Annotated in this window: 11 protein-coding genes; 6 read left to right on the top strand and 5 right to left on the bottom strand. The window is 39.2% G+C overall.

The window, feature by feature from the left end; all coding sequences use genetic code 11:
- Nucleotides 1–568 precede the first annotated feature (568 nt).
- Together IQ226_RS01575 and IQ226_RS01570 are read left to right on the top strand one after the other, a co-directional pair.
- Nucleotides 569–1,717, top strand: a complete 1,149-nt coding sequence (locus tag IQ226_RS01575) for a glycosyltransferase family 4 protein (protein WP_193891223.1) — start codon at nucleotides 569–571, stop codon at nucleotides 1,715–1,717.
- A gap of 106 nt (nucleotides 1,718–1,823) precedes the next feature.
- On the top strand, nucleotides 1,824–2,447 hold the full coding sequence (locus IQ226_RS01570) for a transposase (RefSeq protein WP_193891220.1): 624 nt from the start codon (nucleotides 1,824–1,826) through the stop codon (nucleotides 2,445–2,447).
- Nucleotides 2,448–2,575: 128 nt separating this feature from the next.
- Here IQ226_RS01570 and IQ226_RS01565 read toward each other — a convergent pair whose 3' ends face one another.
- On the bottom strand, nucleotides 2,576–5,227 hold the full coding sequence (locus tag IQ226_RS01565) for a DUF3536 domain-containing protein (protein ID WP_193891217.1): 2,652 nt from the start codon (nucleotides 5,225–5,227) through the stop codon (nucleotides 2,576–2,578).
- A 626-nt stretch (nucleotides 5,228–5,853) separates the two neighbouring features.
- On the opposite strand from IQ226_RS01565, the gene IQ226_RS01560 reads away from it, so the two are divergent.
- Entirely contained in the window at nucleotides 5,854–9,090 is a 3,237-nt protein-coding gene (locus tag IQ226_RS01560) for a non-ribosomal peptide synthetase (protein WP_193891215.1), read from the top strand.
- A 63-nt stretch (nucleotides 9,091–9,153) separates the two neighbouring features.
- Entirely contained in the window at nucleotides 9,154–9,996 is an 843-nt protein-coding gene (locus IQ226_RS01555) for a class I SAM-dependent methyltransferase (protein WP_193891212.1), read from the top strand.
- 404 nt (nucleotides 9,997–10,400) lie between these two features.
- Here IQ226_RS01555 and IQ226_RS01550 read toward each other — a convergent pair whose 3' ends face one another.
- Entirely contained in the window at nucleotides 10,401–11,840 is a 1,440-nt protein-coding gene (locus IQ226_RS01550) for an MATE family efflux transporter (protein WP_228039189.1), read from the bottom strand.
- 509 nt (nucleotides 11,841–12,349) lie between these two features.
- Here IQ226_RS01550 and cax point away from each other — a divergent pair.
- Together cax and IQ226_RS01540 are read left to right on the top strand one after the other, a co-directional pair.
- Nucleotides 12,350–13,444 carry a calcium/proton exchanger gene (gene cax, locus IQ226_RS01545; protein ID WP_193891209.1) on the top strand — a complete coding sequence of 365 codons (1,095 nt, stop codon included), beginning with the start codon at nucleotides 12,350–12,352 and terminating at the stop codon, nucleotides 13,442–13,444.
- 639 nt (nucleotides 13,445–14,083) lie between these two features.
- Nucleotides 14,084–14,641 carry a peptidoglycan-binding protein gene (locus IQ226_RS01540; protein WP_228039188.1) on the top strand — a complete coding sequence of 186 codons (558 nt, stop codon included), beginning with the start codon at nucleotides 14,084–14,086 and terminating at the stop codon, nucleotides 14,639–14,641.
- A gap of 56 nt (nucleotides 14,642–14,697) precedes the next feature.
- Here IQ226_RS01540 and map read toward each other — a convergent pair whose 3' ends face one another.
- The 3 genes from map to IQ226_RS01525 all read right to left on the bottom strand — a co-directional run bounded on the left by map (nucleotide 14,698) and on the right by IQ226_RS01525 (nucleotide 19,099).
- The gene (gene map, locus IQ226_RS01535; RefSeq protein ID WP_039200540.1) at nucleotides 14,698–15,525 is read right to left on the bottom strand and encodes a type I methionyl aminopeptidase; all 828 of its coding nucleotides are present in this window, start codon (nucleotides 15,523–15,525) and stop codon (nucleotides 14,698–14,700) included.
- A 115-nt stretch (nucleotides 15,526–15,640) separates the two neighbouring features.
- A complete protein-coding gene (locus IQ226_RS01530) occupies nucleotides 15,641–16,039 on the bottom strand; it encodes a plastocyanin/azurin family copper-binding protein (protein ID WP_370567063.1) in 399 nt (132 codons plus the stop codon).
- A gap of 228 nt (nucleotides 16,040–16,267) precedes the next feature.
- Nucleotides 16,268–19,099, bottom strand: a complete 2,832-nt coding sequence (locus IQ226_RS01525; RefSeq protein WP_193891206.1) for a pitrilysin family protein — start codon at nucleotides 19,097–19,099, stop codon at nucleotides 16,268–16,270.
- Nucleotides 19,100–19,264 lie beyond the last annotated feature (165 nt).

The following is a 19,264-nucleotide window of genomic DNA, read 5'->3' as shown; positions in this document are numbered from 1 at the left end:
TAACGCGAACGCGGCTACACAGACAAAACCCACCTATTCCTTACCTGAGTTCGACATAAGATAATTTGTGGAAAACTGCCCCAAGTATGAGTCTCAAACCCTTATGATCTCGTTGAAAAAATCATAACTCCGTTCGCGTAGCGTCTCCGAAGGAGAAACTCCTAACACCGAACTCAGGTATTCCTTCGGTCCCGTAAGGGATACCTGGGTTCAAAAGCCTTGACTTTTCATTAGTCCACGCAGGTGGACTTTGTTTGTATAGTAGCGAGTTATATTCGCCGGAATAACTGCATCAAACTATTGGGTTTCGTGCTAAACTTAATCCAGCAAGATGGAAAATACTTGCTAGGAATCAACTAAATAATCAGCATATTAATTTGTAATCAAGTTAAAAATTTTATAAATTAATAGCATTATCAATAAAGCTATTAATTGTTTAATTGCCCAGATTATTTAGGTTTTAAAGTTAGAGATATCTGAGTTTTTGTGAACACCAAAAATTCGGCTATAACAACTCCATAATAAAAACAGTATATCTTACCCTCGCTTTTTTATAGATAACCGAAGAATGCGTATAGCTTGGATTGGAAAAAAAACACCCTTTTGCGGTAACGTCACCTACAGTCGAGAAATTACCAACGGACTCCTAGACAGAGGACACGAGGTTAGTTTTCTGCACTTTGCCCAAGAACAGGCGACAACTGACAATTGGCCTAATTTTCAAGAAGTTCCTTTACCATTTATCTACAAGTCTCAGGTTTACACAATTCCCTCTTTTAAAGCAACTAAGGTTTTGAAAGATTCCCTACGGGAAATTAAACCGGATATAGTCCACGCTTCTCTGACTCTATCAACTTTAGATTTTGTTTTACCAGAAATTTGCGAAGAGTTAAATTTGCCCCTCATTGCCACTTTCCACACTCCATTTGCCGGGAAGGGCGCAAAATTAATATCTAGTACCCAACTTTTAGCTTATCAACTTTACGCTCCTTTTTTAGATCATTATGATCGGGTAATTATTTTTTCCCAAATTCAACGGGAATTACTCTCAAGTATGGGGGTGGGGGAAGGCAAAATTGCTGTGATTCCTAATGGTGTAGATCCTGTTAAGTATTCTCCCGGTGTTTCTCAGGTTAAAGCCGAATTTGGGGCTGAACGTTTGTTTGTTTATCAAGGGAGAATCGCCCAAGAGAAAAACGTTGAATCTCTCTTGCGGGCTTGGAAGCAGTCAGAAATGGGAGTTAATAGCAAATTATTGATTGTCGGTGATGGTCCATTAAAGCCTTCGCTAGAGTCATTCTATGGGCGAGAACATGGCATCATCTGGTTAGGATTTATCGCCGATGAAAATCGTCGCATCGAAATTTTACGAGGGGCAGATGTATTTATTTTACCTTCTTTGGTAGAGGGTTTATCCCTATCTTTGTTAGAGGCGATGTCCTGTGGTGTAGCTTGTTTAGCAACTGATGTGGGTGCTGACGGGGAAGTTTTAGAAAAGGGTGCTGGCGTAGCTATTAATACAAGCAGTGTGCGATCGCAGTTAAAAACCCTCTTACCACTATGCCAAGATCATCCAGAGTTAACCACCTTGTTGGGAGAAAAAGCCAGAAAGCGAGTTTTAGAGCGCTATACCCTGAATGATAATATCACCCAATTAGAAGAACTTTATAGTCAAGTTCTTGCCCAGCGCCCATTAACATTAAGTTGGGGCATTTAAACCCCGTAGGGGCGGGGTCTCCCCGCCCTTTATCTATAAATCTCCCCGCCCTTTATCTATAAATCTCCCCGCCCTTTGTATCTCTTTGGTATTATTCTTTCATCCCATGAAATATAACCCCAAAATTCATCATCGCCAATCAATTCGCCTACGGGGTTATGATTATTCACAACCGGGAGCATATTTCATTACCCTGTGTACCCAAAATCGTGAATGTAATTTGGGCGAAATCATGAATGGGGAAATGAAATTCACAGTTAGGGGTTTTATTATTGATGAATTTTGGTCAAAAATACCTGACCATTTTCCTAATGTTGAATTAGACGAATTTATTGTTATGCCTAATCATGTTCATGGGATTATTGTGATTAATGATAATTTTCATGAAGGTGGGAAACATCAACAAAATCACGAAGAGGACGGGGAGAACAATACAGAGGACGGGGAGAACAATACAGAGGGCGGGGAGAACAATACAGAGGGCGGGGAGACCCCGCCCCTACGGAAAACGACATTGGGACAGGTTATTGCTTATTACAAATATCAAACAACGAAAATTATTAATCAAGTTGATGATACCCCTGGAGTGCGTGTATGGCAACGCAATTATTATGATCGTATTATTCGTCATGAAAAAATTTTAGAACTTGCTCGTCAATATATTTTTCAAAATCCTTTCCGTTGGGATAAAGATCCTCATCACCCCCGTAAATTGAGTCAAAGCTATTGACACGAAGCGAAAAATTTGTTATTATGAAACCGATGAGGAAGAACTATCCTGAGTGCATAAGCGCAATCAGTAAATTAGTAAGCTAATTTAATAATGATGCAATGGTGGGGAATGCCCACCCTACAAATTTACGGCAACTTATCCAAATAAGGACTGACATCAACAGCTAATTTTTGCCCTAGTTTTAGTAATTGACGACATTGGATAGTTTCTACTTCACTTTCAATACTGGTAATGCGTGGCAATATTTGACTGTGTAAACAAGTCCAATAGAGTTCTTGGGAATGGTTTAAATTAATGCCGAGATGTAATTCATGACCAATATCAATTAATCGTTCTAAACGCTGAATATCTGCATCTATCTTGCTATTGTCAGCATACAATAATTGCCACAATAACCGGACTATTAATTGTTCTAAAATTCGATTACCATCGGGTATATTTAATTGACAACGCAGATGTTTAGCTTCAGTGGTGATCGCCTCCAATTCTCCCATCAAATTCCAGCTTAATTGCAATTCAGTAATATCTTGTTCTAAAGATTTCAACGTCGTCAAACAACGATACCCCAAAGCAATTTCCGCCGCTACCTGTAATTCTCGTGGTACTTCCAACTCATCTCGATAAAAAGCCATAATCACACCGTAATTGTCACGATATGCCTGAGTATATAACTGGTCTAATCGTGCCAGTGTATCCTGACTCAACAACCGCATAATCCGGTGACGTTCTTCCGCAAATAAAGTCTGTAAACTAAAGGTATCGTCCCCAAATAATTGAGTCATCACCAAAATTACATGAGCGATACTAGCCTGTTGTAGGGACGTAAACAGCTTTTCCTTGATTTGACTATAATTACGTCGTCCGGCAAACTGCTGAATACAACAATGAAAATCCCAACCACCCAAATGCAAAACCGCAAAAACTAAATTTTCACTTTCCCAAGTAATATCTGACACTAGCTGCAAATGCCCCACTGCCATAGTTAATGGACCCAAGCTTTGCTTATGATAATCTAACTCATGGGCATTATAGCAATAGACACGCTGATGATGACTATGGGGATGTTCATCGTTTTGTTGTTGAGGAACAGTATTTTTGTGATGATTAAAGAGGGAAGTAATGGCGTAATGGGCAGCAACTTCTTTGAAGCCAATTTGGGCAGTTAGCACCAACTGACGATATATTTCTCCCCCATGTTTAAACTCTTCCACATTACTAGGAGCTAAATTTAAACGTTTAAGAAAACCTTTTTCTAATTGTACACCTGCCACATCTCCTGCTAATTCTAAAGCGCGAGAGGCATAGCGCAAAATCTGTGTTCCCTCTGGACGGGAAATTTCCTCAAAAAACCAGCCGCAACTGGTGAACATTAGCAAGGAGTGACGCTGCATTTCCAACAAGCGCAAAGCTTCTACCTGTTCAGCAGCTTGGAGTTTGCGAGTTTGATGGTGAGATAGAAATCGGTGAATATTAGCGGGAGTGCGATCGCCCATGACCTGAATATATTCGTCCCTTGCTTGCCAAGGATCACGGAATAATGTACCGCCATATTCCTCATAGACATCAATTAACTGATCCCGCAGCCAATTTAACGCATTACGCAACGGTCGCCGCCATTTTTGATGCCACACACCCCCTTCACCACCACAACCACAATCATCTTGCCATCTATCCACACCGTGAGCGCAACTCCAAGCCGTCACCGACTTTAATTTTACTTCCCAAGAAGGAGGATTTAAACTCAAATAATGGGCAAAATTGGTGACAGTCCAACCATGACGGGGAAACTCACCAATAAAGGCATAGGCTAAAGTCTTCTCTGTACCCTTTTTATGATGTCCAAAAGTTTCTCCATCTGTAGCTACAGAAATTAATTGAGACTGACGATGATCTCCACGAATAGCTGCACCAATGCGTCCCGCAAAATGATGGGAATTGTAAACAACATCACTAAAACCCATATCCCGCGAAATTGGACCATCGTAGAAAAAGATATCAATATAGGCATTTGATGTTTTAGCAGACTCGTCACTATCCAAATAACAACGGTAAGGACGAGTTGGATCAATCTGATTACCACCCACCTCATGCCATTGACCACCAGAATCATCTCCTGTGGGGATTGGACGACAACGCTGGGCTTGAGAAGGGGCTAAAATGATAAATTTAATGTCTTCCCCTACCAATGCTTCTAAGGTGGCATAATCTACGGCTGTTTCCGCTAACCACATTCCTTCAGGGTCACGACCAAAGCGAGAACGGAAATCTTCCTTACCCCAGCGAATTTGTGTATGTTTATCCCGTTCATTGGCTAGAGGCAGGATAATGTGATTATAGACTTGAGCGATCGCATTGCCATGACCATTGAGGCGATCGCAGCTTTTAGCATCAGCCTCTAAAATCCGCTGATAAACGGACCCATCGTAGCGTTCTAACCACGACATCAGCGTTGGACCGATATTAAAACTCATATATTCATAATTATTCACAATCTTCACAACCTCGCCTCGGTCATTTAAGACCCTAGCAAAAGCATTAGGACGATAGCATTCCCAATGAATCCGCTCATTCCAGTCATGAAAAGGACTAGCGCTAGGTTGACGTTCAATCGCATCAAGATAAGGATTTTCTCTAGGAGGTTGATAAAAATGCCCATGAACCGTCACATAAACACCCTGAGCATTTTTCAGGGGATCATGTTCAGGACTGGATTTAGCCTCTTGATCTAATGGTAATATTGAGTCATAACTACTTGGTATTTCCGCTGCCAAAGTCATATACTTTTATCCGAATAAATGTGTAATTTTGCAGAATATTCTTACTATATATACCTTTTTACAATTGTTGTCTCACAAAATCAGTTATAAATAACAATACCTTAGTCAATTGTCCCAATACAGGTCTGAAACCCAATAAAATCGTTACGATATCAATAGGGTTTCAGGGTTTTGACCAAGGTATTGAAATAACACATAAGAAACAAAACTAAATTTTCTGAATATCACTTTCAAACAACTACAGACAAGGATGGCATCTTATCCGTATTTTTTTGTACTGGATGAGGTTAAAACTTACATAATCTTGGTTTCCAGATCATTTATACCTCATTAGGATTGAGCTAGGTAGTTTTAATCAACACTTAAGAGGATATTTCAAAAGTTTTGTGCGCCTAAAAGTCCTACTACACAAGCAAATTCCACCTGTGTGGACTAACAAAAAATTAAGGTTTTGAAACCCATCTATCCGTTACGGAACAGAAGAAATAGGCGAGTTTTGTCCGTAGAGCCGCGACTTATAGTAACCAATTAGATGAGAATTTCCAAATATTCCTTGACACTTTTGACACCTTTATATAAGATATCAACATTAAAGTACCAGTAATACCAAAGTAAATCCAAAACAAATGCTAATTAATCATCTTAAAGGGCAAATTTATGAAGAACAAGCTTTAACAGAAACGGAACGACAAAAAATATTAGTAGAATGGAATAATACACATCGGAATTATTTGCAGGATCAATGTATTCATCAACTATTTGAAACTCAAGTAGAACAAACACCAGAAGCAGTAGCTGTGGTTTTTGAACAGGAACAGCTAACTTATCAAGAACTGAATAATCAAGCCAATCAATTAGCACATTACCTGCAAGATTTGGGGGTAAAACCAGATGAACTGGTGGGTATTTGTGTAGAACGTTCTTTAGAAATGATAGTAGGAATATTGGGTATTTTCAAAGCAGGAGGTGCTTATGTACCCCTTGATCCAGATTATCCCCCAGAACGTCTAGGTTATATTTTGTCAGATTCCCAGGTATCTCTGCTTTTGACACAAAGGCGATTAACTAAGAAATTACCTGAACATAAGGCGCAAATTATTTTCCTGGAACAGACAGAGCAAGCAATAGCTGAATATCCACCAGAAAATCTCGTCAATACAGTATCAACTGGTAATTTGGCTTATGTAATTTACACATCGGGGTCAACAGGTAAACCCAAAGGTGTGATGATTGAACATGGTGGACTATACAACTTAGCAAAGTCTCAAATCGAAATATTTGGCTTGGGTTCTCATAGTCGTGTTCTCCAATTTGCTTCCTTGAGTTTCGATGCTTCCATCTGGGAAATTTTCATGGCTTTGGGAGTAGGAGCAACACTGTATTTAGGAACTAAAGATGCTTTACTCCCTGGGTTGAAATTAATTAAGCGATTACACAACTATCGGATTACTCATGTTCTCTTGCCACCATCAGCGTTAGCAGTAATGCCTGTAGAGGAACTACCGACATTAGAAACGATAATTGTGGGAGGAGAGGCTTGCACTGCTGACTTGGTTCAAAAATGGGCTACCGGGCGACGTTTCTTTAACGCTTATGGTCCAACAGAAACCACTGTTTGTGCGACTGTAAACCAATGCGTTCCTAGTGACCAAAAAATCCCCATTGGACGACCAATTGCTAATATCCAAATATATGTACTAGATCAACAATTACAGCCTGTACCCATTGGTGTAGCTGGAGAACTGCACATAGGAGGAGTGGGTTTAGCCAGAGGCTATCTGCATCGGCCGGAGTTGACGGCTGAAAAATTCATTCCTAACCCTTTTGACAAATCAGAAATCAAAAGTCAAAAGTCAAAATTATATAAAACAGGAGATTTGGCTCGCTATTTACCTGATGGTAAGCTTGAGTTTCTTGGACGCATCGACCATCAAGTTAAAATTGCCGGTTTTCGCATCGAACTTGGGGAAATTGAAGCAGCACTCAGACAACATCCCCAAGTAGAACAGGCAGTAGTTGTTGCCAGAGAAGATATTCCCGGTGATAAGCGGCTCATTGCTTATGTTGTTGCTAACTCTGATTTAGGGAAAATGTCTTATAGGACAGTGCGGGATTATCTTCGGCAAAAGTTACCTGATTTTATGATACCTAGTGCTTTAATTCAGATAAACGCCCTACCCCTAACACCTAATGGCAAGATAGATCGCATCAATTTACCTGTACCAGCCAATATACGCCAAGAACTAGCAGAAAATTTTGTCCCACCTAGTACCCCAACTGAACAAATTCTCTCTGTAATCTGGGGTGAAGTTTTAGGACTGCAACAAATAGGTATTAACGACAACTTCTTTGAATTGGGGGGGAATTCCTTATTGGCGATATCTATAATTTCCCGCATTCAGGAGGCTTTTTCGGTAGAACTCCCCCTAAACTATCTCTTTACAACATCTACTATTGCTTTAGTCGCTCAGGAGATTGAAAATCTTAGTCAAGGTGGATCTCTGGATGTTTTTTTACCACCTTTGATACCTATTCATCGAGACCAACCTATACCCCTATCTCTATCACAACAGGGGCTATGGGAGGTATTAGAGTTGAATCCAAACAGTTGCAATCATAACTGTTGTTTTACTCTCCGTTTGAAGGGATCTATCTCTTTGAAGGTTTTAGAACAAAGCATCAATGAGATAATTCGCAGACACGAAATTTTGCGAACTACCTTTACTGTGGTGGATGATGAACCTGTACAAATTGTTACTCCATTCCTCACCCTACCCATAAATATCGTTAACTTACAAAATCTATCCCAACCAGAACGAGATGACCAAGTTCAGAGAATTTTTGAGCAAAAAGCCAGGTACGATTTTAACCTAGCAATTGGTCCTCTGATGGATACAACCTTGTTACAATTAACTCCAGAGGAATCTAAGTTAGTCATCACCATGCAATATCTGATTATTGATGGCTGGTCAATTAGCATTTTTCTCTCTGAATTAAGAACCATCTATAGTGCATTCTCTATGGGTAAGCCTTCACCTTTACCTGAACCTTCTGTTCAGTATGGGGATTTTACTCTCTGGGAGCAAAAATGGTTAAATGAAGACCTAATCCAAAAAAATCTGGTTTATTGGCAAAAAAAGCTGGCTAATCTCCCCACACCCCTCACTCTTTTACCCACCAAACAGCCAGGACAAAACAAAAAAAAGGGGTATGCATCTTTATATTCTTTGGATTTATCAGAGAGTCTGGGAAGTGCAATTAAAGCCTTCAGTCTTTCCCAAAAAGTCACCTATTTTGTGATGATCCTCACTGTGGTGAAGATACTTTTGTTTAAATTGAGTGGACAAACGGAAGTTATTGTGGTAGGAACAATTGCTAATCGGCGAACACCCACAATTGAGAAAATACTGGGTTGGTTTATTAATGACCTTTATTTGTATTCTCATGTTGACAACACACAAACAGGAATGACTCTTTTAGAACAGGTTCAACAGACTCTGCATGAAGCAATAACTCATCAAAAAGTTCCCATACACAGATTGTATTCTCAGACTGATAGCCTTAAATTTGTGCAAAGCGTATCCATTAGTATGACTCCTCCCCTGCCTTGGCAAGGTGAAATCTTTGAATTAGAACCGATATCATTTGTGGATCAAGGTGAACTTTGGGCTGAAAATACCGATCCCCTCGAACTTTATATTCTTCCTCCCTATAAAGACTCCCAAAAAATCAAAATCTTAGGATGTTATAGCACCAATTTATTAACAGATGAAACCATAGAGCAGTTTTTTAGTGGTTTCCAGAAAGTTATCCAACAACTTGTTACAAAACCAGAAATATTGATTTCTGAATTTGAGATATAATCAGACAAATTTAACTATTTCAGATCGCAAATTTTCATCAATTAAAACAGGAGCTAATTACAAATGAGTAGTCAAGAAAACCAAGTTTCATCAACTTTCGATAGATTTGACAATGATTCTGAAAGTGTGAGCAAGATTTCTGATAATGAGTCCATCCATTATGATGGTAGACATTACAATCTAGTTTATGAAAAGAACTATCTTGAACCCGATTTTTTAGTTTCTGATATTCCTTTTTGGATAGATATGGCAAGTCGCTATGGTGATCCAATTTTAGAATTATGTTGTGGTAATGGTAGAATTGCTATTCCTTTAGTAGAAAAAGGTTGGCAGGTAACAGGAATTGATATTTCTCAATCTATGCTAGAAGATGCTAGAAGAAAATGCTCTTCAGTAAAATGGATACAGGCTGATGTTCAAAATTTTAACCTTGATCAGCAGTTCTCCCTGATTATTTTTCCTCTTAACTCCCTGGGACATCTTGCGGATTTCCCATCAGTTGAGAATTGTTTGAGTATGGTGCGTAAACATTTACAGCCAGAGGGTAGATTTATTATTGATTTAGAAAATTACTTGAGTGAAGATTATCTAGAATTTTTATTATCCAAAACTCGTAATTTATATTCAATATATGAAGATCCAGACGGAAAAGGTACTGTCATAGTAACTAATGAAAATGAGGTAGATTGGCCTCAACAAATATGGACTTGGAAGTTATTTTTTAAATTAGCAGGAGGAAAAAAAGAAATTCTGGAAGAAACAAAGATTAAGTTATATTTTCCCAAAGAATTAGAAATGCTTTTAAAGTATAACGGGTTTACAATTGAACATTGTTATGGTGATTATGATTTCACACCTTTTACTTCCCAATCACCACGACAATTATTAATTTGTCGTTGCGAATAACGGCTTTATATCCCACCTTCCGCACCCTAAACTGTCACACAACGAAAAATGGTCATTTGGGGATTTGAGATTGGCGAACTGCTTGCAGCAGCGCTTCGCTATCGCTACCTAAAATTTAGATCATTTTGTATCAAAATTATCCTCGAATGTCTTCAAAAATCCGATAGCGGAGCGTGGCGTTAGCCATAATTACCGATTGTGACACTGGGGAGTGCGAAATGTGCGTTATATTAGACATCTCCAGGAATGAGATATGAATTTTTTATGCAAAATTGTTGGGCGAAATTTCGTTCAAGAAATTCAAGATTCATTGGACATCTCCGAAAAAGAATCTAAAACCCTTAACTTTTTAGACGAAAACCTCATTTCTGGAGATGTCTATTGGTTAAATCTGGTGAGAAAGACTAAGAAAATAAATTTAAGATATGGGTTTCCTTTAACCCCTGTTCATCTTCACTAGATTGGATCATCTCAGAAATAGAACGGTAAAAACTATATATTAAAAACACTGTTGCGAGGGTGACACCTAACGTTAAACCTAACCACAAACCTATACTTCCCATATTTAGGTGAAAACAAAGTAGATAGCCACTTATAATGCCAATACCCCACTCAAACCCTATGTTAATCAATAAAGGTAAGCGAGTATCTTGGATTCCCATCAATATGCCCATAGCAATGACATTAATGCCATAAGCCATTAAAAAAAATGTCCCAACTCTCAGCAGGGAGATTGCAGACTTAATTGCGGTGATATGATCTATCTCATTACTATCTAAATAGATTGATACAATTTGTTGGGGAAAAAGCCATAAAGCAACAGCAACCAAGGTTATTGCCCCTAAACCAATAGTAATTGATGCAAATCCTGCCCTTTTTGCCCCATTGAGGTCATTCATACCAAACATTTGTCCAACCCTTGTCATAGCAGCGTAAGAAACTGCTATGGGTACAATCAGTGATGTTTCTAGAATTTGCACAACAATTTCATTGGCAGCCAACAGAGTTGTTCCCATATAACCACTGATCAAGGCAATGAGGGTAAATACTAATAAAGATGATGCGTATTGCAAGCCAATAGGCCAACCATTGCGCCAAAGTTCGGCAAATAAGGCTCTATCGAACCCTAAAGAACTAAAAATTTTGTATTCCCTAAACCAGGGATGGAATCCCAGTATGGCAGTAGCAGCTAGGAAATTTACCCAGAATACACATACACTAGCCCAACCAATTCCTGCTAATCCTAAAGCGGGTAAACCTAGTCTACCAAAAATTAAAAGATAGTTAGCCGTAATATTTAAAGGAATGCTAATTAACGCGATCGCACTAATCAACTGAGGACGATTAAGAGCAGTGGCAATCTCTTTCATGATAAAAAAGCCCGTTGCCGCCGGAAAACCCCAAACAATGGCTCTTAAATAGGTACTACTTAGAGCTACAATATTCTTTTCTTGACCCAACAGCATTAAGATGGAGTCTAAATTCCAAGTAAGCAACATCATGGGTAAAGAAACCATTACAACCAACCACATCCCTTGAGCAAGAAGTCGGGGAATACGCTCTAGGTTGTTGGCACCGAAAGCTTCTGCTGCAAGTGGACTAGCTCCTTCGGCCACTCCCATGCAAATCAAAGTTAGGGTATAAAAGGTAATCGCACCCAAGGCACCAGCAGCGAGGGACTGAACACCTAATAATCCCATCATTACAGTATTGATAAAACCAATAGATGCTTCTGCTAGTTGAATACCTCCTAAAGGAACTGCTAATTGCAGAGTGTTACGAATTTCTGACAGGAATGGTGACGGCGATCGCATCCAATTAACTACTGTAGTATTTATTGACATTGATTAATAATACTTCCACACTTTTAGTTTATCAGTCTTTCATCCAGGTTGATTACCATTCCTACTATAACAACAATAACACACAATGTCCGTGTGGCATCAATAAAATACAACATTAAAGCTATGGACATATCAACCGAAAACCTAGATATATTAAGAGTTGCCGGGTTAAAAAAGTGAATTAGGTGCAACGAATAAGCATTGAAATTGTTTATTTATACTCAAAACGGTTAGGACATGGACTTTTGTAAAATCACGAAAAACCTGGATTTAAGCCGTGTTGAGTATAATTTTCCGGCGTTGCCCATTGCCCATTACCAATAACCAATTACCATCTCAGATAGATACAGCAATTTCTGCTGTTATGAAGTCCAGTTTTTCATCGCCAAGCCTGACTGCAAAGACTCTAACAAAATATTAAATTTAGCTGCGTAACAGCTTATGATAGGTATTCAAATGCACATGATATTTTAGACATTGTGTAAAAATCCCCTCAACTAAAGGTAAAAATGTCAATCAAGAACATTATTTTCACCGTGCTGCTGCTGTTTATACCCATATCCCTAGCAGCCCACTTTTTAGAATGGGGAGACTTAATAGTTTTCATCACCGCAGCATTAGCGATTCTCCCCCTAGCAGCGTGGATGGGTACAGCTACCGAAGAAATCACCGTAGTCGTCGGTCCAGGAATAGGCGGATTTTTAAACGCGACCTTTGGCAACGCCACAGAATTGATTATCGCCTTAGTTGCCCTCAATGCAGGCTTAATTGATGTCGTTAAAGCCAGTATCACAGGTTCAATTATCAGTAACTTACTTCTAGTCATGGGCTTATCCATGCTACTAGGGGGTATTCGTTACAAAGAACAAACATTTGAATCCGTTGTAGCGCGAGTGAATGCTTCCTCTATGAACTTGGCGGTAATTGCGATTTTGCTACCAACAGCCATGAACTATACCTCCATAGGTATTAGCGAAGCAACTGTGCAAAATCTCTCCCTAGCTGTAGCCATCGTCTTAATTTTGGTTTACGGCTTAACACTACTATTTTCCATGAAAACTCATGCTTATTTGTATGAAGTTGGCGTAGCAGAAATAGAAGAAGACGACGAAGTTATCCATGAAAAACCAAATGTCTGGTTATGGACTGGTGTACTCTTAGTTTGTACCCTGTTAGTTGCCTGGGAGTCAGAATTGCTAGTTGATTCCTTAGAAGTCGCCACATCTAAACTAGGTTTAAGCGCACTATTTACCGGGGTCATTTTAGTTCCCATTATCGGTAACGCTGCTGAACACGCCACCGCCGTCACCGTAGCCATGAAAAACAAAATGGATTTGGCTATGTCTGTCGCTGTAGGTTCAAGTATGCAAATTGCCCTGTTTGTTGCCCCAGTCTTAGTAATTGCCGGTTGGATATTTGGGCAACCAATGGATTTAGATTTTAACCCCTTTGAATTAGTAGCTGTTGCTGTATCAGTTTTAATTGCTAATAGCATTAGTTCTGATGGTAAGTCCAATTGGTTAGAAGGAACATTACTTCTAGCAGCTTATACTGTCTTGGGTTTTGCCTTCTACTTCCATCCAGTTGCTAATGGGATGGGTTAATTATACTATGCTACCGTGCTGACAAATACCCCAACAAATTTATTCAAGATTTGATATTCCCAATCTCATCAATTGGGATTTTTTATCCTTTACCAAGACCTAAGTATTTTTTCGATAATTTTAACTCCCTTAAGATAGATGAATAAAATTCATAATAATTATAGTCTCAAATCAGATCATTCTTCCGATATCAACCGCTAGTACCGCCAGGCGGAAGTCAAAAATCAAAAGCAATAGGTCATAAGCTTTTTAGCGAGTGAGAATGGCTGGGTTATTTAAGCCGCAGTGTACTATAGCAATCCTAAATTAAATGTCTTCGCGAAGCGTGCCGTAGGTATCACATCTCTTATTTTCCCACCTCTGTGTCCTCTGTGTCTGGAGTGGTTCGTTAAAAGAACTAGTTCATAACTCAAATAGGATTACTATAGATTTATTGTGAGAATCATTACAAAAAAGAGAGTGGGGGATAGGGATTTTTATTTGTTCCCATTTATTCCCCAGATATTCAATTAACTTTGCTCGGATACCTGTATACAGGTATTATATTTAATTTTCTAAATAACTCAGTACCATTCTACATTGCCTCTACTTTTCTTTTGCTATTTACTACTTTATAAATAAGCACAGCGATAAAATAAAATGACTGAAATCGGACTGCTGATGATGGGTATATTGAATCCAAAACCACTAAATATACCCCATTTTCTCTCACAGAAAATCTTTCCCAGAGAGAATGGTATGGGTTTAACAAATCATCAATCCAATAAATTAGTTGTTTACCCTCAAATTACACCGCCAGAATTTACTCAAATCGGTATAACTTCCCCAAATCATCTTTCAATCCTCTCATTCCGAAGGCACAAAATCTTTGAGCAAATAACCCAAAAACAGATGCCCCTCATTTCTTATGAAGTAGCTGATGCTGGTAATATCCCCATCACAAAAAAAACAGGTATTCCGGTATCCACAAGATACCCTAGAACCCAGAACCAACCCATGCCGGTGATTAGTTTTGGTAGTTCAGGTATATCTGTAAGAGCTTTACAAAAACTTTTAATTGCTAACGGTTATGGAATAACTATTGATGGAGTTTTTGGACCAGTCACCGAAACTGCTGTCAAAGCTTTTCAAAATCGTCGCCGTCTATCAACAGATGGTGTAGTTGGTCAAAAAACTTGGTGGGAATTAACAATGTAATTTGTCAGTTGTTAGTTGTCAGTTGTTAGTTGTCATCTAAATCACAAGAATCATAGTTAAAGATGAGTTCTATCAGTTAAAATTTCATACCCACTATCTGTCACTAATACAGTATGTTCAAACTGGGCAGATAAAGCATTATCAACTGTTACCGCAGTCCATCTATCAGCTAAAATTCGGGTATTCTTAGAACCAGCATTTAAAATTGGTTCAATTGCTAACGTCATCCCTGAGCGCAATTTCACATTGGGGATCTCACGAGTTCGGTAGTTAAATACCGCTGGTTCTTCGTGTAGATTTCTACCTACACCATGACCAGTAAATTGTTCCACCACTGTAAAACCATTGGCTTTGACATGATCTTCAATTGCACCGGCAATCTCCGTCAAATGTACACCAGCTTTTACCTGTTCAATCCCTTTATATAAAGATTCTTCCGCTATTTTAATCAGTCTTGCGGCTTCAGTTGTTACATTACCCACCGCGATAGTAATGCAGGAATCACCATGAAAGCCTTGATAAAAAGCACCTGTATCAACTTTTAATACATCTCCTGCCCGAATTACCTTTTTCGGGCTAGGAATTCCATGTACAACTTCATGATTAATACTAGAGCAAATCGAGGCGGGGAAGCCATGATACCCTTTAAAGCTGGGAGTGGCATCCATTTCGCGGATGCGTTTTTCGGCGTAAGCGTCTAAATCAGCCGTTGTCATTCCTGGTTGCACTAACTCAGAAATTTCTTTAAGAACAGTTGCCACAATCTTGGCTGATTGCCGCATAATTTCGATTTCACGGGCTGATTTAATTTCAATCCCTCGGCGTTGTTGTTTTTCGGGTTTTGGCTGTGCTGGTTGGGAAAGTAGGTTGGTAAAAATATTCATCATGAAGTTTAGGAGTTAGCGGCGCTTTACCGATTAGGTGTGAATTTGTTGAGATTTATTGCCAAAAATATCTATATTTTAAGTTAACTTATTTTGCGCCTCTAGGGATAGATGATCACCTAATCACAATTTCTCCTTTCATTCCTGCTTCTGTGTGTCCAGCAATAGTACATCGTAAAGTGTATTTGCCTGGTTTCATAGGTACAAATACCCATTCTGCCTCTGCACCGGGTTTGAGTTCTAATTCGTGAATATTACCTTTAATTTCGACATTTCCGGCTTCAACTTTTTGCGTCCAAATTGCATCGGCAAAGTCTTTGGCTGTAAAATAATGTTTTTGTGAACTAGGATTACTTAATTTGAGATTGTAGCGGTTGCCGGGGATAAATTCTAAATGATTTGGCTCAAATTTTAATTCGTTCCTAGAATTACCCAAGCTAACTGTAATTTCTATAGCTGGTTGTTTGAGTAAATTATTAGATAGGTTCTCTGCTGTTGCTGGAGATACACCCATGATTACCAGACTGATTAGCAGGGAAAATATACAGATGATGCGAGGTAGATTGTAGTAGACCTTAATTAAGAAGTTACTCATGGCTAAATAGATATTTGATTTGCAAATCACATCTATTCTTGCGGCAGATTACGTAGTTAGGAAGTACAGAATCTCAATTGAGACCCATACAAAAAGCCAGTTTTACTCCTGACTCCTGACTCCTGCTGTATCATCCATGACTAAGATTTATTTAATCTTTTTATGGGCAAGAATTGGTGGACCTGCGGTGACAACCACAATTTTATCAGGATGAAGTAATTCACGGGCAGCTTGATTGACTTGATTGAGGTTGACTTGCTCTATTTTGCTGGTAAACGATCGCAATTCTACCTGATTTAAGCCGTAAACTTCATTCATGACCATTTTTTGGCTTAATTGTTCGGGATTGGCTAAGGAAATATTATAATTGCTGATTAAATTGCGTTTGGCTGTTTCTACTTCAATAGGGGTAACACCTTGTTGATGAACTTGTTTGAGAAGGTTGCGGGTACTAGAAATCGCTTTGGGTGCGTCTTCTGGACTGGTTTGCATTTCAATGAGAAATGTACCAACATTTTTACCTGTGATGAAATTGCTATAAATCCCGTAGGTTAAACCTTGGCGATCGCGCACTTCTGCCCCTAGTCTACTGGATAATGTATCACCTCCGAGAATTTGATTCAAGATCATTGCCGCATAAAATCGTTTATCTTGACGATTAATACCGGTATAACCCATATAAGTTATCGCTTGGGGTTTACCAGGAACAACCGGATTAACATTAACCACATTTTTCGGCATCCCCACATTGGGATATTTTACCCTTGGTGGTTTGCCTTTAACTTGCCAATCTCCTAATTTCGCTTGAATGAGCGATCGCACTTTGTTAACATCAAAATCGCCAACAATGGCTAAAACTGTAGTATCAGGGCGATAATGTTGCGCTCTGAAACCTATCACGTCTTGACGTTGAATTTTACTAATACTCTCCGCAGTCGGGAAGGTATGTAACGGATGTTTTTTCGGATAAATAGACTGCACAAAGATCCGATTTGCAACCTTATCAGGATCATCTAAATCTGAATCTAAGGAAGTTAAAGCTTGTTGACGCGCCAGAGCAAACTCTTTTTCAGGAAATGTACTATTTCTGATTACATCCGTCAAAGTCCCCAGCAAAATGGGTAAATCCACCGCCAAACTACTACCTTTAATCCGCACACCTTCACGATAAGCTTCAAAATTCAGATTTGCGCCCTTTGCCTCCAATCCTTGGGCAATAGTCCGCATATCTTGAGTTTTCGTGCCATTCATCAGATTTGCTGCCACTAAAGAAGCTAATCCTCCCTGATTATCGGACTCAAATTCTGTTCCCGCTTTAATATTGCCGCTTAAAGTCACTGTTGGCGTAGTTTTGTCCGGTAACAGTAATATGCGTAACCCATTAGCAAGTTGTAATTGCTGGGGTATTTGTCTCTTCTCCGCTTTGGGTAATATATCTAAAGGTGGTAAATATTGCTGAACCTCCGCAGGAACTACAGCCACATCAGTACCAAAATTTTCTTGTGTTGGGGTTGAATAGGATGAACTTTGAACTGTTACTACTTGTTTAGTCGGTTCAAAAAATCCCACCTTCCGCGCTGCTGGCTGCAAATATTTATTGATAACATTAATCACGTCAGTAACTCGAACCTTACGAATATTTACTAAGTGATTTTCTGTATATTGGTAATTATCCGTCGTGATTTGATCATTACCCAACTGCATTGCTTGATTGGTAATATCACGGTTATTTAAAATCACTGAAGCCGTTAATTGAGTTTTAGCTCGTTCTACCTGTTCCTTTGTCAAACCGACTTTAGCAAGTTTATCCAGAGCCTTGATTACCGCTGCATCAAGCTTAGTCAAATCCTGACCTCCCGCAGATGTCACCAATATTTCATACCAACCACCCGCGCGTAAACTAGCGACATTTGCCGAAACATCATTAGCTAAACCCGATTCAACCAACTCCCGATACAAGTAAGAATTTTTACCCGCAGTCAAAATATAATCCATGACTTCCAGCGCGGGGATATCTGGTTGATTGATTTGAGGAAGTGGGTAAATTAGTTGTAGTAATGGATTTCCCCCCGGTTCTTGTAATTTAATTACAGGTGCAGGAGTAGCGGCTGGGGATGGAGTTATGAGGTTATGGGGTGAATATTGACGTTTAGGAACTTTACCAAAAAAAGTTTGTACCTTTTTCAAAGTTTGTGCGGTGTCAAAATCTCCCACAATTACCAAAACAGCATTATCAGGACTATAGAATTTTTGGTAATATTCCCTTACCTGTGCAACTGTGAATTTTTCCACATCCGCCTTAGTGCCACCAATCGGTAATCTATAGGGATGATCAGGAAAAACCGACATCATCACAGCGCGATTAAGACGATATTCTGGACTATTTTCATAACCTTGTAATTCAGAAATAACCACTCGCTTCTCACTAGCTAACTGTTGAGGATCTATCAGCGAGTTTTTCATCCTATCAGCTTCTAACGTCAACAGAGCGGTGAGTTTATCCCGTTCTGCCGTATTGTAATATGCGGTTTGGTCATAACTGGTAAAAGCATTAGAATCACTGCCTAAAGCACTAAATAACCGCCCAAATTGAATAGGACGATTGCTAGTACCTTTAAACATCAAATGTTCTAATTGATGGGCAATACCATTTACCCCAGGTGCTTCTTGACCTGAGCCAAACTTGTACCACACCTGTACTGTCACCACAGGAGCATTATGAACCTCTTTAGTGAGAACAGTTAACCCATTATCAAGGACTGTTTTCCGAATATTTGCTGTAATAGCGAGATTTGGTGTTTCCTTGGCGACTAGTGTTTTATGAGATTTTTCTGAGTCGAAGTTGTGGAGACGGGGAGAGAAATCCGCCTTTTCTCCGCTAAAACCAGCATCTTGATGGCAGATAAAAGCCACTATTACCCAGATACTCAAGATGAATAAGGAAAAGCGATGTCGTTGTGCGATAGAGAAAAAAGACATATCTTTGGCGAATAGCTATATGTAATTTAAGTTACATATTTTGATTGACTGAGAAAATTGAGCAAATGTTTCTGTACCTCATGGAAGGAGTCAGGAGTCAGGAGTTCAGGAGTCAGAATTTCAGGGTGAAGAAGAAAGCAGAATAGTTTTCACCAATTACCAATT

The sequence above is a fragment of the Dolichospermum sp. LEGE 00240 genome, assembly GCF_015207875.1.
Lineage (GTDB): Bacteria > Cyanobacteriota > Cyanobacteriia > Cyanobacteriales > Nostocaceae > Dolichospermum > Dolichospermum gracile.
Note: the sequence above shows the minus strand (reverse complement) of the source record. Positions and strands in the feature narration are given on the sequence as shown.

Coding starts and splice junctions, on each gene's coding strand:
- IQ226_RS01530 (WP_370567063.1), bottom strand. CDS start 16,039: ATGGGTGTATCTCCAGCAACAGCAGAGAACCTATCTAATAATTTACTC.
- cax (WP_193891209.1), top strand. CDS start 12,350: ATGTCAATCAAGAACATTATTTTCACCGTGCTGCTGCTGTTTATACCC.
- IQ226_RS01555 (WP_193891212.1), top strand. CDS start 9,154: ATGAGTAGTCAAGAAAACCAAGTTTCATCAACTTTCGATAGATTTGAC.
- map (WP_039200540.1), bottom strand. CDS start 15,525: ATGAATATTTTTACCAACCTACTTTCCCAACCAGCACAGCCAAAACCC.
- IQ226_RS01570 (WP_193891220.1), top strand. CDS start 1,824: ATGAAATATAACCCCAAAATTCATCATCGCCAATCAATTCGCCTACGG.
- IQ226_RS01565 (WP_193891217.1), bottom strand. CDS start 5,227: ATGACTTTGGCAGCGGAAATACCAAGTAGTTATGACTCAATATTACCA.
- IQ226_RS01550 (WP_228039189.1), bottom strand. CDS start 11,840: ATGTCAATAAATACTACAGTAGTTAATTGGATGCGATCGCCGTCACCA.
- IQ226_RS01575 (WP_193891223.1), top strand. CDS start 569: ATGCGTATAGCTTGGATTGGAAAAAAAACACCCTTTTGCGGTAACGTC.
- IQ226_RS01540 (WP_228039188.1), top strand. CDS start 14,084: ATGACTGAAATCGGACTGCTGATGATGGGTATATTGAATCCAAAACCA.
- IQ226_RS01560 (WP_193891215.1), top strand. CDS start 5,854: ATGCTAATTAATCATCTTAAAGGGCAAATTTATGAAGAACAAGCTTTA.
- IQ226_RS01525 (WP_193891206.1), bottom strand. CDS start 19,099: ATGTCTTTTTTCTCTATCGCACAACGACATCGCTTTTCCTTATTCATC.